This window comes from Paraburkholderia sp. Clong3 (genome assembly GCF_050436485.1).
Lineage (GTDB): Bacteria > Pseudomonadota > Gammaproteobacteria > Burkholderiales > Burkholderiaceae > Paraburkholderia > Paraburkholderia tuberum.
The window spans coordinates 16,701-30,640 of the sequence record NZ_JBNDMH010000003.1 but is presented as its reverse complement, the minus strand read 5'-3'; the positions used below and the strand labels follow the sequence as shown (position 1 = coordinate 30,640).

General features: G+C 63.4%; 10 protein-coding genes. 5 read left to right on the top strand and 5 right to left on the bottom strand.

Features of this window, described 5'->3' with window-relative positions:
* Positions 1-4: 4 nt before the first annotated feature.
* From OKW30_RS23660 to OKW30_RS23645, 4 genes are read right to left on the bottom strand one after another with little or no spacing between them, the layout of a single operon-like run.
* Positions 5-709: an EthD family reductase gene (locus OKW30_RS23660; RefSeq protein WP_429349163.1), complete on the bottom strand. Its 705-nt coding sequence runs from the start codon at positions 707-709 to the stop codon at positions 5-7.
* Between the two features lie 2 nt (positions 710-711).
* A complete protein-coding gene (hpaC, locus tag OKW30_RS23655; protein WP_429347796.1) occupies positions 712-1,233 on the bottom strand; it encodes a 4-hydroxyphenylacetate 3-monooxygenase, reductase component in 522 nt (173 codons plus the stop codon).
* Between the two features lie 20 nt (positions 1,234-1,253).
* Complete coding sequence (locus tag OKW30_RS23650; RefSeq protein WP_429347795.1) at positions 1,254-2,471, bottom strand: acyl-CoA dehydrogenase family protein; 1,218 nt, start codon at positions 2,469-2,471, stop codon at positions 1,254-1,256.
* A 35-nt stretch (positions 2,472-2,506) separates the two neighbouring features.
* On the bottom strand, positions 2,507-3,862 hold the full coding sequence (locus OKW30_RS23645; protein WP_429347794.1) for an MFS transporter: 1,356 nt from the start codon (positions 3,860-3,862) through the stop codon (positions 2,507-2,509).
* An 875-nt stretch (positions 3,863-4,737) separates the two neighbouring features.
* Between OKW30_RS23645 and OKW30_RS23640 the strand changes: the two genes are divergently transcribed.
* Together OKW30_RS23640 and OKW30_RS23635 are read left to right on the top strand one after the other, a co-directional pair.
* On the top strand, positions 4,738-6,036 hold the full coding sequence (locus OKW30_RS23640; RefSeq protein WP_429347793.1) for an NAD(P)/FAD-dependent oxidoreductase: 1,299 nt from the start codon (positions 4,738-4,740) through the stop codon (positions 6,034-6,036).
* 31 nt (positions 6,037-6,067) lie between these two features.
* Positions 6,068-6,472 (top strand): DUF3331 domain-containing protein, encoded by a 405-nt coding sequence (locus tag OKW30_RS23635; protein WP_429292094.1) that lies wholly within the window; start codon positions 6,068-6,070, stop codon positions 6,470-6,472.
* 2,274 nt (positions 6,473-8,746) lie between these two features.
* Here OKW30_RS23635 and OKW30_RS23630 read toward each other — a convergent pair.
* On the bottom strand, positions 8,747-9,367 hold the full coding sequence (locus tag OKW30_RS23630) for a TetR/AcrR family transcriptional regulator (RefSeq protein WP_184074528.1): 621 nt from the start codon (positions 9,365-9,367) through the stop codon (positions 8,747-8,749).
* A 188-nt stretch (positions 9,368-9,555) separates the two neighbouring features.
* Between OKW30_RS23630 and OKW30_RS23625 the strand changes: the two genes are divergently transcribed.
* Genes OKW30_RS23625 through OKW30_RS23615 form a run of 3 tightly spaced genes read left to right on the top strand, consistent with a single transcriptional unit; the run spans position 9,556 to position 13,850 of the window.
* Positions 9,556-11,064, top strand: a complete 1,509-nt coding sequence (locus OKW30_RS23625; RefSeq protein ID WP_429347792.1) for an efflux transporter outer membrane subunit — start codon at positions 9,556-9,558, stop codon at positions 11,062-11,064.
* 56 nt (positions 11,065-11,120) lie between these two features.
* Positions 11,121-12,296 carry an HlyD family efflux transporter periplasmic adaptor subunit gene (locus tag OKW30_RS23620; protein ID WP_429349162.1) on the top strand — a complete coding sequence of 392 codons (1,176 nt, stop codon included), beginning with the start codon at positions 11,121-11,123 and terminating at the stop codon, positions 12,294-12,296.
* 12 nt (positions 12,297-12,308) lie between these two features.
* A complete protein-coding gene (locus tag OKW30_RS23615) occupies positions 12,309-13,850 on the top strand; it encodes a DHA2 family efflux MFS transporter permease subunit (protein WP_429347791.1) in 1,542 nt (513 codons plus the stop codon).
* Positions 13,851-13,940 lie beyond the last annotated feature (90 nt).

The window sequence follows — 13,940 nt, the reverse complement described above, 5'->3', positions numbered from 1 at the left end:
CCGGTCAATATGCGGCGAGGTTACCGTAGATGCTGCGCATTGCAAAATGCGGCGTCGCCCCGCTGTACGGCGGCAGCGCCTGGAAGTCGCGGCGCATCGCATCGCGCACCGGCGACGCGAGCGCATCGGTGAGCGCGCTCGCATCGTCGAACACGACCTTGTTGCGTTGCATCGCGCTCGTGCGCGCAAACGGCAAACCGCTGCGGCTGTCGATGCGCGTGTAGATCTCCATTTCGCGCAGCGCCGGCAATTGCAGCATCAACGGCGGATGATGCGCTAGATAGTGCGTCAGCCACGCGTTGAAGTCTTGCGCGACGCCTTCGTATGCGACCAGATAGGTGCAGCGTTGCGCGTTGTCTTCGACCGACGCAGCCTGCGGTGGCGCGAAGATGCGCACGGCCATCACCTGCTGCGAGAAGCTTTGCGGGCTGAATTCGGCGCGCATGGCCGAATGCAACGCGTGCGCGATCGCGCCGTCAGGTTCGAGCGCGGCTTCGAGCGGCTCGAGTTCGTCGAAGTACCACTGCAGCACGCACGACGGCGCATCCGCCGCCGGCGCGATACGCGCATCGACCCGTCCCGCGATCGGCTCGTGCACGATCAGCTTGCGCAGCCCCGCGACTTGCGTGGCGGCCCGCAGCAGCGCGGGCGGGTCCGTGAGCGATTGCCGCGCGTCGCTCGTGCCGATCAGAAAGAGACAGACCTGCATCGTCATGCCGCCTCGCAAGCCGCGACACCGGCACGCGCAAGCCGGTGGAACTGCCTGCCGAAGTAGACGAGTCCATCGCCGTCATCGCGCGTGGCGATCCGCTCGATCCGCACGAACATCACCGAGTGCGAGCCCACCGTCTTGCTGTCGACGATCTGTCCTTCGAGGCTCGCGAGCGCGTCGCCAAGCACCGGAGCGCCGAGCGCTCCCGGCTGCCACGCGCATTGATCGAAACGCGCGTCCATCGAGCAACCCGTCATGCCCGCGAACACGCGCGCCAGGTCCTGGCAGTGCGCGCCAAGGATGTTGATGCACAGGTTCGCGTTTTCGTGCATCACGTCATGCACATAGCTCGATTGATTGATGCACACCAGCATGGTCGGTGGCGTATCGGTCACCGAACAGACCGCGCTCGCGGTGATGCCGCAGCGCCCGCGCGGACCATCGGTCGTGATGATGTTGACGGCCGCGCCGAGGCAAGCCATCGCGTTGCGGAAGTGCGTGCGCGTTTCGTCGTGCGTCATGACAGTCGCTCCTACGTCGCTCAGGGATAGGGCGTGACCGGCGGTATGCCGACGAACAGCGCGCCCGACGCGTCGTAGGTGCCTTCGCCGAGAAACGCGTGTTGCGTGACGACGATCGAATCGCGCACCATCCGCTGCATGCGGCTCTCGCGATAGATCGCGCCGATGCCAGCCATCTTGTACGCCTGCATGACCACCTCGGCGCACGTATGCGCGGCATGCGTCGCGGAGAGCCGCAGCAGATTGGCCTCGCTGGGCGACACGGGGTCGCCCGCCATGACCGTGCGCCACGAAGTTTGCGCCGACTCGAAGAAGAACGCGCGCGCGCTGCGCAGATTCGCTTCCGCCTGCGCGAGACCCGAGCGATAGTACGCGCGGTCGGCAAGACGCGGCGCGCCGGTCGTCGTTCTGGTTACGCCGGACATAGCGGCCAGCAGGTCGAGCGCCGCGCGCGAGAGCCCGAGGTTCACCGCCGCATGCACCTGTGCCTGATATGCGACGGCGGGGTAGCGGTAGAGCGGCTCGTCGATCAGCGGCGCGCCGCCGCGCACGAAGGTCCATTGCTCGTCGACGAACTTGTTTTTCAGGCGCAGATCGTGGCTCCCGGTGCCTTGCATGCCGACCACGTTCCAGTTGTCGACGATCTCGACTTCGCTCGCCGGAAACACGGCCGTGAACGGCTTGCCCGCGTTCGCGTCGCCGACCTTGCCCGGCGCGCCACCGATGCCGACGCCGAGCCAGTCCGCGCCCTTGCAGCCGCTCGCGAAACGCCATTGACCCGACACGACGTAGCCGCCGGGCGCACGCCCGGCCGGTTGCAGGGGATACAGGCCGCCCGCGAAAACCTGGTCCGGACCGGACGCGTAGATGCGGGCCTGGGTCTCGACCGGCAGCGACGCAAGATACGTGTTCGCGGAGCCAAAGGCCGCGACCCATGCGGTCGAACCATCGGCGATCGCGATGCGTTCGAGCATCGCCAGAAACTGTGGCGGCGGCAGCGCGTCGCCGCCGAAGCGTTGCGGCGTGCTCGCGCGGAAGATGCCCGCGCGCTTCATCTTCAGGATCATGTCGCGCGGGACGTGTGAAACTGCATCGAACTCGTCGCGGCGACGCTCGACTTCGGTGATCAGGTCATCGAGCGACAGCGGGCCCGGGTATTCAGGGTAGTCCTCCTGCGTGTCGATGATGGGTGTGTCGGCGGTGCAAGCGCGGGCGCTGGCGGTATGAACGGCGTGCATGCGTGTTACCTCTTGATTCAGTGATGTGAACGATGTCATTCGGTTTCCTGATGCGCTTCGATGCGCATCGCTTTCGGATAGGTCTCCCGGGCGAGCAGCGTCGCGATCACGGTGATCAGGCCGAGCACGCCGAGATACAGAGCGACCGGCGTCGCGCTGCGATAGTGCGCGAGCAGCGCCGTGGCGATCATCGGCGACAGGCCGCCGCCGAGCACCGAGGAGATTTCGCGCCCGATGCCAAGCCCCGAGAAGCGCAGATGTACCGGCAACAGTTCGCTGATGAACGCGGGCTGCGCGCCTTCGAGGATGCCGAGCGTGAGGCTGTTCGCCAGCACGAGGGCCGTGATCACTTTCCAGTATTCGCCGGAGCCGAGCAGCGCAAAATACGGCCATGCGACGAGCACCATCGCGATCGCGCCGGCGAGATACACGGGCTTGCGTCCGACCTTGTCGGTCAGGTAGCCGAAGAACAGCGAGAACGGAATCATCAGCAGCATCGAAAGAGTCAGGCCGCCGAGCATCCAGCTCGACTTGATGCCGAGGAACTGGCCATACGCGATCGAGAACGCGAAGAAGATGTACGACGCACCGCCTTCGCCAAAGCGCAAACCGAAGATCGTCAGCACTTCGCGAGGACATTGCCGCAACACTTCGATCACCGGCATGCGGGTGTCGCGACGCGTTGCCTTCGCTCGGGCGAACGCGGCGCTTTCGCCGACCGAGCGGCGCATCCACAAGCCCAGTGCGACGAGTGCGGCGCTGCAGAGGAACGGAATGCGCCAGCCCCAGCTCAGGAAATCGGCAGACGACAGGTTCTGCACCAGCAGGAACGCACCGGTCGACAGCACGAAGCCGAGCGCCGCGCCGCACGGACTCCATGCGGCGAGCGCGCCGCGCTTCGATTGCGGCGCGTTCTCATGGATCAGCAGGATGCTGCCGCTCCATTCGCCGCCCGCGGCGAGCCCCTGCACGATGCGCAGACACACGAGCAGCGCCGGCGCGGCGAGGCCGATCTGCTGGTAGGTGGGCAGCACGCCCATCAACATGGTCGCCGTGCCCATCGCGAACAGCGTCAGCATCGTCACGAGCTTGCGCCCGTAGCGGTCACCGAGATGTCCGCACAGCACACCGCCGATCGGCCGCGCGATGAAGCCGACCGTGAAGCCGCCGAACGCGGCGACGGTGCCGGTGAGCGGATCGCTGCCGACGGGGAAGAACAGCTTGCCGAATACCAGCGCCGCGGCCGTTCCATACAGGAAGAAGTCATACCATTCGAGGATTTGACCCAGCACGGCGGTCGTGACCGCGCGTCGTACGCCGCTCGTCGCGGCGGCGGATCGGCGTGATGCGAGCGGGGCGCTCAGATCGGAATTCACGGCGTCAGAGTTCATGGCTCAGGGAGAACGAAGATTGAGGTTCCCGCATGACGATGGCTCTACGCAGCGGGGCGAATCACATTCGGACGACATGGCTGCACGATATGAGCGGCGATGAACGCGGTCAAATTCGGGCCAAAAATGATCGATATGAATGGCGTGCATGGGCGACGCCCGGATCGAGCGACGCGCGAATGGTGAGGAATTCCAGGAGATGGCGCTACGGTGAGGGTTTACGGGAGCGGTGGTTGCGTCGGAACGGCGATTGGGATGAGGTGCGTCGAAGCGCGCAGCGCGTGCTTCGCTGGCTTCAGCGTTGCGGTGAACGATTGCGTTTCGGACCAGCGAGCGCGGAGCGCGTCGGTGTCCAGTGCGCGAAGAGCACGCTGGAATGCAGGGCTATAAGTTGAAGCGAGCTGTTGAGGTGAGGTCTTCCAGGATGGTGAGGATTTCCAGGAGTCGAGAGAACGACGCTTTGTGCGCCATGGTGAGGAGTTCCAGGAGGTCGGCCCCGCATTCGAGACCTCGCGCTCGCGGCAATTGCTCAATCCGGGTAGAACGGAAGCCTTTGGCTACCGAAAAACCTCACCTTGGGGACAATCGCCCACGTTGCTTACGGCTCCTCTCGCTGGCAGTGTCGATTCCTTCCCCGTCGCCGGGGTGAACCGTCAGCGCAACTCGACTTCCAGGCATCAAAGAAAAACGCCGAGGTTGCGGGCTTTGGGCTATGGCCGGCGGCACGCCCGTGGCTGGCCTTCGACTTTCAACGTTGTGATCTTATGATACATGAACCATACAGTTCATTTAACTTGACGCGGACGACCTCTATAACTATACTGCTCAGTATTGAAAAGCGAGCAAGGGAGCAGGGAATCATGCAAGAAAGACATTTGACGACGCGCCAGACCACCCGGATCGTCATCGTCGGCGGCGGCATCGCTGGACTTCTGCTCGCGACCAGGCTGGGCAACACGCTTGGCCGCAGCGGCCGCGGTCAGGTCACGTTGATCGACAAAAGTGCAACCCATATCTGGAAGCCCATGCTGCACACCATCGCGGCAGGCACTCGCGATGTCCAGCAACAGCAGGTCATCTATCTCGCCCACGCCCGCGACCACGGCTTCAACTATCAGCCGGGCGAAATGGAAGGCCTGGACCGCAATGCGCGTATCGTCAAGCTGGCTGCGCTGCGTTCGCCGTCGGGGGAGGTCGTGATCGGGCCGCGCACGGTCGAATACGATGTGCTGATTCTTGCGTTAGGCAGTCGCGCCAACGACTTCGGCACACCAGGCGTACTTGATCATTGCCATTTCATTGACAGCCAGGCACAGGCTGAAGTCTTCAACGAAGCATTGCGAATCCGTATATTCCGGAGCGTTGTGACGAATAGCCCGTTGCGCGTGTCTATCGTCGGCGCCGGAGCGACCGGCGTCGAACTGGCAGCGGAATTGAGCCGCTTACTCGAAGTGGCGTCGAGTTACGGCGACCCCGGCATCCGCTCACGTCTGAACCTCACCCTTTATGAAAGCGCACCTCGCGTACTGGCGGCATTTCCGCCCGCGGTGTCGGAGTCCAGCGAGGCACAGTTACGGCATATCGGTTTCACGGTACGAACGGGCACGCGAGTGACCGCCGCCGAACCCGATGGATTCCGGCTGGCCGACGGCAGCAAGCAACCGGCGGATCTGATGGTATGGGCGGCGGGCGTCAAGGCCTCTGATTTTCTAGGCAAACTGGATGGCATCGAGAGCAATCGTTCCAACCAGATCATCGTCAGGCCAACCCTGCAGGCGCAGGGTGACGACGCACTATTCGCCCTCGGCGACTGCTCGACGTTGACGCTCGCCGGCAATGAACGTCCTCTCGCGCCCACGGCGCAGGTCGCCACGCAACAGGCACAACACCTCGCAAAGCACTTGCCGGACTGGCTCGGCGGTGGTTCATTGCCCGACTTTGCATTTCACGACTTCGGCGCGCTCGTGTCGCTGAGCGACTACAACGCTTTTGGGACGCTCGGGCAGTTCGGATTCTTTCGCGGCGGGTTTATCAAGGGCCGATTCGCGCAGCTCAGTCACGCCATGCTCTATCGACAACATCAGCAGGCTTTGCACGGTTTCGGCAAGGCCATGATGCTGTGGACTGCCGAGCGGATTAACGGCTTCGTGCAGCCAAAGATACGGCTGAGCTGAACGCCACCTCACTTTTGACGGGAGTACTGCCATGGATCAATGCGTGACGGCCGACACTGCATGGCAGCGCGCAGTGGGCCAACTCGATTGGGGATGCGCGCAACAATTGGCGGCTCGGGTCAGGCATATAGTCGATTCGCGTGGATCGAGCAGTCTGCCGGTCAAGAATGGCGACGTTGCGATCGCGCTGCTCGATCGACCCAGTCCACGAACAGCCACCGTATCGTGGAGCGACCCTCGAGGTTGCAAGTACGGCGAGCAGCTTTGGCGCCTTGCTACAGCGAAACGATCGGGTATATGCGCTTTGAGCGGACAAGGCATCGCCGCAGGCGATGTAATCTACCGCCCCGCAAAGGTCGAGCCGCCTCCCGCAAACGCGGCTGCCATGATGCTCGCACCATTAGTCGAGCTCGCCTTTAGCGATCCATCCTGTTGATTTTCGCGGGCGTGTTTCGCTGTTGATCCTTCCCGGATCAACACTGCGCGACAGCGCAGTTGCTGCCCGCGACCGATCAGTCAACTTGTCTCCTCGAGCCACATACAGGACGTCGCCGATGCGCGCGAATGTCGCTTAACAGGTGTGCGAGGGACGTTTGCAAATCTTGCGCGACTCGACGTGTTTAGTTTGTAGGTTGAGGGTGTCGAACGGAGCTTGTGCTGGGCGGCGCGCTACGTATCCAGCTGGCCTGTCGAGATCGGCTGGTCAAATCCGCCCCCATGCGAAAGTGATTGTCACGATCTCCGAATCGCGCCGTTATAGACGCGTGGGCAAATGGTGACGAAGACGAAACCGGCAATGGATCGTGCAAAAAAGTTGCCAATCTGATGTCGGTCAAGGGTCCGGGCACAGCGAAAGTGTTGAACCCCAGCATGGGCCGCGTTCGGCGCTTGATCCGCGTCAAGGGGGAATGGCGGTAACTCTACCAGCCAACAGAACCGTCATAAATGCCCCATTGGGCGAGTGATCGAGTGGCCTTCGTCGTTGCGCGCAGAGGGCTCAGTGCGTCACGACGGTCGTGTGCGCGGCGAGGCGCTCGACCTCGGGTAGCGCCTCGCCCAGCACATCGATAGCCCCATCGTGGTGGAGGCCGTAGCAGCGCTGCGCAACGCGTGCTGAACGACCTCATGAATGACTTCCGTGTTCGATGAACCGATCTGGAACGTGAGTTGGGTTTGTGCGAACCGCGAATCGCTGGCATCAGAACAACAAGCGGAAGGTATTCCAATATTCACGTAGCGGTCTTGACAACGAACTTCGATTGAAGCGTGCACGCTCGACGGCTGATCCCGCTTGCGTAACGCCCGGCTGGATAGCGTCGAAGCAAATGTGCTGCGTGTCATTCAGATGGTCCGCACGGCCCCTGCCTCCGGACACACTAAAGAACTGCACACCGCTCCAGGGCAATCGGCTAAAACCTTGCAGTGACGGCAACTATCCGTTGCCCCGCAGATGCTTGTAAGCCGACGGTAAGTGACTAGACTGGCAACGAACTGGCAAACAGCACTCATGCCTCGCCAGACCGTTGTTCCCCAAACACGGCGTCTCCTGCATCCGACGCTCGATATGGAGTCTGATCATGCCAAAGTCGAAGACCTTCATCCCCGTCCCTGTTGTCGCGTCGATCCTGTCCTTCTCGACCGCCGCATTCGCTAGCAGCAGCGGTCCCCAAACCTATGAGCAAGCGGCTGTGCAACCGGTTCAGCGTCAAACGGTCGGCTACCATGACCACACGGGCGCCAATACACAACATGCAATGGACTTTCAGGCGGTGTTAGCCCGCGTGGAAGCCCAGCGGCAAGCGTTCCACAACTGCGGCGGGGTGACTAGTTCGTCCGCTCCCCTCCCGTCAGACAACGTAGCGTCGGGTAGCCCCGTCGACTTCAGTACCGCAACAGCGTCCTGGCGTTACAAGGCAACCTTGGCCGCGCGTTGATACGGCCCGCGGCTGCTAATCGCATCAAAATCAAGACGACCAACTGTAGAGCATTGAAATGAAAAAGACCTTCCTTGTACTGTTCGCCTTCCTTACCAGCACATCCGTGCTTGCGCAAAGCAATCTGCCGCAGCAATTGCCGTCGCAGCAGCCAGCGTCCGCCGGGCAACCGTCCACGAAGCAGCTTTCACAAGGTGGGTCGCAGCTTCCGCAACCTCCGCAGCTTCCGACACAAGCGTCGACGCAAGTCCCGACCCAGCTTCCGAAATAACCCCGTATGACTGCGCACCCCGCGCAGCCATACCTGGGAGACCGGCGAATGTCGCGGCTAGCCGGATTCTGTTCATCGCCGTAGGCGCATGTGATGCACGACCGGCGTTTGCCGGCGATTCGTTCATGACGTCGGCAAATCGCTGGCCGCGAGACCGTGGTTGGTTCAGCAATGGACTGCTCTCAACCCTTCCTCAGCAATTCCTCAGCAATTCCTCAGCAATTCCTCAGCAATTCGATAAGGCGCGGCGTCTTCGCCGGCTGCCTGCGGGTTTCGGCGAGAGCATCGACCGCGATCGGCGTGCCCCGCCATCCGGGCATGATCCGGAGTAGCCGTCCACGGGCCATTCATCGTGACGATTGGCTCCGCAACGGGCTGATTACCCATGTCAGGCGTTGCAAACGGCGGATTTCGCCGACGCTGTGCAGGGTGAACCGTCCACCTGGCGACACGATGGCGGTTCGCTTGCCGTCTCCCAAGGTTCGCGACCGTCCAGGCACCTGGCCTATGCGGCGTCAGTCCCGTCCGTCGGCCCATATGCGGCCAGAAACACGTCGGCCGCTCTTTGAACGACTTTGGCGATGTTGCGCGCACTGATATCCGCCGGCACGCCCAGCAGGCAGAGTTCCAGCAATTCCGCTTCATACAGCCCACGCAAATGCGCTGTCGCGACGGCTGCGTTACAGCTGCGCAGCTTCCCGGCGTCAATCGATTGCTGCAGGAAGTCAGTCACCACTTGCCACCCGGGCTTCGGCCCGCGCTCATAGAACAGGGCGCCGACGTTCGACCGGCCACCTTCAAAATGCGCGAGACGGCGCACCGCGAGCAGTTGCGGTGTCAGGATCGCAACCAGACAGTGCTTGCCGAAGCTCACCAGTGCGTCGCGAACCGGCACAGTGGTCTTGAGTCGCTCGAGTGCAGCTTCTACTCCCTGTTGCGCGGCGACGCCCATGAACTCGGCGAACATCTCGTCCTTCGACTTGAAGTAGTTGTAGAGCGTGGCCTTCGACACGCCTGCCCGCGCCGCAATCTCGGACATCGACGCAAGCTCGAACCCCAATTCACTGAACACCTCAAACGCGGCGTCAACGATCACCTGCCGCTTTGCTTCTGTTTTCACTCTCATCTTCAATGCTCCTCCGGTCTGCGCGACCGATCGACGACATGGCCGGCGGCGACGCCCGTGACCGGCCTTCGACTTTCAATGTTGTGATCTTACCATACCTGAACCGTACAGTTTATTTCTGTTGACATGGATGATTTAGATAACTAGACTGTGCAGTATTGTAAAACGGAGCGAGGGAGCAGGAGATCATGCAAGAGAGCACGGACATTTGGAGCCAGGTGAAACCGGTGAGACTGGCCGCCGCATTCGCATTCGCCATCGTGGCGAGCGCCTGCGCGCAACTGCCTGATATGCCGCAAAAGCCGGTAACGAAAGACATCAGCAGGTACGAGACGGCAGAAAGTCTCGGTGCGGGCTCCGGCAAGCAGGCCGGCACCGCGTCCGCCTGGCCCACCGATCAGTGGTGGCTCGGCTATCACGATCCGCAATTGAACGCGCTGATCGCGGAAGCGCTCAAGGATGAGCCGACGCTGGCGGCCGCCGAGGCGCAGCTGCATAACGCCGAGGCGTCGGCGCAGGTGGCAGGCGCGGCGCTGTTGCCCGAAGTCAGCGCGCAGGGCTCGGTCGAAAAGAAGAAGCAGAGCTACAACAACGGCACGCCCTCCGCTCTCGTCCCTCACGGATGGCGCCCCTACGGCACCGCCGAGCTCGACTTCAGCTACGAGATCGACTTCTGGGGCAAGAATCGCGCGGCGCTAGCCGCCGCTACGTCGGAACTCGACGCGGCCCGCGCCGATGCGGCACAGGCCCGCATGGTGCTGTCCGCGTCGATCGCCGCAGCGTATGCCGACCTCGCGCGGCTGTTTGCCGAGCGCGACAGTGCGCAGGCGGCACTGCAGGTGCGCACGCAATCCGCACGGCTGTTCAGGGAGCGTTTCGCAAACGGGCTCGAAACGCAGTCCGGCGTCAAGCAGGCTGAGTCGAAGCAGCAAAGCGCGCAGGCCGACCTGCTCGAGCTGGATGAATCGATTGCACTGGAGCGCAACAAGATCGCCGCGCTGATGGGCGCGGGGCCCGACCGCGGCTTGCGCATCGAGCGTCCGGCCGTCGACCTGACCCAGCCTGCCGGCATGCCCGCCAACCTTGGACTCGGCCTGCTTGGCCGCCGCCCGGACGTGGTCGTTGCACGCCTGCGCGTAGAGGCGGCGGCCAAGCGGATCGACGTCGCGCGCGCCGGGTTCTATCCGGACATCACGCTCGGCGCGTCGATCGGCTACCAGTCGCTTGGCCTGAACATGCTGACGAACGCGGCTTCGCTGGCCGGCAACTTCGGGCCGGCGATCACGCTGCCCATCTTCAACGGCGGACGTTTGCGCGGCGAACTGCGCGGCAAGCGGGCGACCTACGACGAGGCGGTCGCGAACTACGACGAAACGCTGACGAAGGCGCTGCACGACGTGGCCGACGTTGCCGCAAGCAAACGCGCGCTGGCGGACCGGCTGCAAGCGACGCAGGCCGCCTACGACGACGCCGCCCAGGCGCACCAGGTCGCACTCGATCGCTATCGCGCCGGCCTTGCCGGTTACCTCGAAGTGCTGAACGCCGCCGACACGATGACTTCCGCGCAGCGCCAGCTCGCCGATATCCAGTCGCGCACCTTCTCGCTCGATGTCGCGCTCGTGCGCGCGCTCGGCGGCGGCTTTCAGGCCAGCACGCCGGCCGCGACCGACGCAACCCATCCCAACAAGCAAAGCTGATTTCAAGGACTCCGATCATGTCTGAAACCCAATTCGTCAAAACCAGCGAGTCGCTGATGCCGGACTCGCCCGCTTCCGCTGCTCCCGCTGCTCCCGTCGATACCGGCGCTGCGGCCGGCGCTCCCCCTTCGAACCGCAAGAAGCTGTTCGCGCTGCTCGGCGGCGCCATTCTCGTCGCCGGTCTCGGGTACGCGAGCTACTGGCACTTCGTCGCGTCGCATTACGTGTCGACCGACAACGCCTACACCGCGGCCGAAGTCGCATCGATCACGCCGGCGGTCAGCGGCATCGTCAAAAGCGTGCCGGTCGTGAATACGCAGCGGGTTCATCAAGGTGACGTACTGGCCGTCGTCGATGACACCGACGCAAAGATCGCGCTGGCGCAGGCCGAAGCCGATCTGGGCCGCGCCGAACGCAAGGTGCGCGGCTATGTCGCCACCGATACGCAACTGGCCGCGCAGGTCAGTGCGCGCGCAGCGGACGAATCCCGCATGGCCGCGCAGATCGCGTCGGCCCAGTCCGACTTTGACCGCGCGGCGATCGACCTGCAGCGTCGGGAAGTGCTCGCCCGCACCGGCAGCGTATCGGGCGAAGAGCTGAGCCACGCGCGCGCGGCGTTTGCCGCCGGCAGGGCGGCGCTCGACGCAGCCCGCGCTGCGGCCTCGCAGGCGAAGGCAAGCCGCGATGCCGCAGTCGGCTCGCTCGAGGCGAACAAGGTGCTGATTGCGGACACGACGGTCGATACCAATCCGGAAGTCCTGCTCGCACGCGCGAAGCGCGATCAGGCCCGCGTCGATCTCGATCGGACCGTGCTGCGCGCGCCGGTCGACGGTGTCGTCGCGAGCCGCCAGGTTCAGGTCGGTCAGCGCGTTCAGACCGGCACCACCCTGATGAAAGTCGTGCCGATCGAATCCGTCTACGTCGATGCGAATTACAAGGAAACCCAACTCGGCAAGGTGCGCATCGGTCAGCCGGTGGAACTGAAGTCGGACCTGTACGGCAGCAAGGTCGTCTATCACGGCAAGGTCGTTGGTTTCTCGGGCGGTTCAGGTTCCGCGTTCGCGATGATCCCCGCGCAGAACGCGACCGGCAACTGGATCAAGGTCGTGCAGCGCCTGCCGGTGCGCGTCAGGATCGATCCGGCCGAGCTTCGTGCGCATCCGCTGGGTATCAACCTGTCCATGGAAGCAACGGTCGACACACGCGGCGGCAACGACGCGTCCGCATACTAAGGATGCGCCATCATGTCTTCCAGTCAGGTCAATGACATCGCATTGCCGCCGCTGTCCGGCCCCATGCTGATTCTCGCGGCGGTGATGATCGCCGCCGCCAACTTTGTCGCGGTGCTGGACAGCACCATCGCGAACGTGTCGCTGTCGACCATCTCCGGTGCACTCGGCTCCTCGACGAGCCAGGGCACGTACGTGATCACCTCCTACGCGGTAGCCGAGGCGATCACCGTGCCGCTGACCGGCTGGCTCGCGAGCCGCTTCGGCACGGTGCGCGTGTTCATCACGGCGCTGGTGATGTTCGGGCTCTTTTCGGCACTGTGCGGGATGGCGACTTCGCTCGGCACGCTGATCCTGTACCGTGTATTTCAGGGGCTCGCGGGCGGCCCGCTCATGCCGCTCTCGCAAACCCTGCTGCTGCGCATCTTTCCGAAGGAGAAGGCCGCCGCGGCGCTTGGCCTATGGAGCATGACGACATTGATTGCGCCGGTGATGGGCCCGGTGCTGGGCGGTATCATCTGCGACGACTACCACTGGTCCTACATCTTCTTCATCAACGTGCCGGTCTCGCTGATCTGCGGATACGCCGGATGGATGATGCTCAAGCGCTTCGAATCGGAGAAGATCCGGATGCGGATCGACACGGTCGGGCTCGTGCTGCTGATCATCTGGGTCTCTGCGCTGCAGATCATGGTCGATGATGGCAAGGACAAGGACTGGTTCAGCTCGATGGAAATTCGCGTTCTCGCGATCGTTGCGGTGATTGGTTTCCTCGCCTTCCTCATCTGGGAGCTGACCGAGCGAAATCCCATCGTCGATCTGCGGGTGTTCCGTCATCGCGGCTTTGCCGCGAGTGTGGTCACCATGTCACTGGCGTTCGGCGCGTACTTCGGCGCCACCGTGCTCACGCCACTGTGGCTGCAGAACAATATGGGGTACACGGCCACGTGGGCCGGGTATGCCCAGGCGACGACGGGCATCTTCGCGGTGGTCGCCGCGCCGTTTGCAGCCAGGCTGTCGACGAAGTTCGATGGGCGCTGGCTGGTGTTTGCCGGCGTGATGCTGCTCGGCTCGGTGACGCTGTTCCGCACCCATGCGAATTCGGACATGGACTTCTGGCAGGTGGCACTGCCGCTGCTGCTGCAAGGCATCGGCCTGCCGTTCTTCTTCGTGCCGACGACGAGCATCGGCCTGAGCAGTGTCGACGAGCCCGAAACGGCGTCGGCGGCGGGACTGATGAGCTTCTGCCGGACCTTCAGCGGGGCGATTGCCACCTCGGTCGTCAATACGTTGTGGGAGGACAAGACCAAGTTCAACCGCGCGGAGTTGTCGGGCCTCGTCGATCAGGCCGGCCACTTCATGTCCTCGCTGACCGGTTCCGGCTGGAGTGCAGATCAGGCGCAGGCGCAGATCAGCAACATGGTTGAGTCGCAGGCGGTGATGCTCGCCACCAACCAGCTTTTCTTTAACATCGCATGCTGCTTCATCGCGGGGGCACTGGCGATCTGGCTTGCGCCCAGACCGACCCGTGTCGCGGATACGTCACAGGCACATTGAAGGCCAACGCGGGGCGCGCGCGCCCCGCTTTCGCCGATGCTGAATGACGACGACTGATGCCCCCTCGATACCCCGCCGCTTTTTTGCCTG

What these genes read in the sequence shown, in the direction of transcription:
- hpaC (WP_429347796.1), bottom strand. Translation starts at nt 1,233, where the DNA reads ATGACGCACGACGAAACGCGCACGCACTTCCGCAACGCGATGGCTTGC.
- OKW30_RS23620 (WP_429349162.1), top strand. Translation starts at nt 11,121, where the DNA reads ATGCCGGACTCGCCCGCTTCCGCTGCTCCCGCTGCTCCCGTCGATACC.
- OKW30_RS23615 (WP_429347791.1), top strand. Translation starts at nt 12,309, where the DNA reads ATGTCTTCCAGTCAGGTCAATGACATCGCATTGCCGCCGCTGTCCGGC.
- OKW30_RS23660 (WP_429349163.1), bottom strand. Translation starts at nt 709, where the DNA reads ATGCAGGTCTGTCTCTTTCTGATCGGCACGAGCGACGCGCGGCAATCG.
- OKW30_RS23650 (WP_429347795.1), bottom strand. Translation starts at nt 2,471, where the DNA reads ATGCACGCCGTTCATACCGCCAGCGCCCGCGCTTGCACCGCCGACACA.
- OKW30_RS23645 (WP_429347794.1), bottom strand. Translation starts at nt 3,862, where the DNA reads ATGAACTCTGACGCCGTGAATTCCGATCTGAGCGCCCCGCTCGCATCA.
- OKW30_RS23635 (WP_429292094.1), top strand. Translation starts at nt 6,068, where the DNA reads ATGGATCAATGCGTGACGGCCGACACTGCATGGCAGCGCGCAGTGGGC.
- OKW30_RS23630 (WP_184074528.1), bottom strand. Translation starts at nt 9,367, where the DNA reads ATGAGAGTGAAAACAGAAGCAAAGCGGCAGGTGATCGTTGACGCCGCG.
- OKW30_RS23625 (WP_429347792.1), top strand. Translation starts at nt 9,556, where the DNA reads ATGCAAGAGAGCACGGACATTTGGAGCCAGGTGAAACCGGTGAGACTG.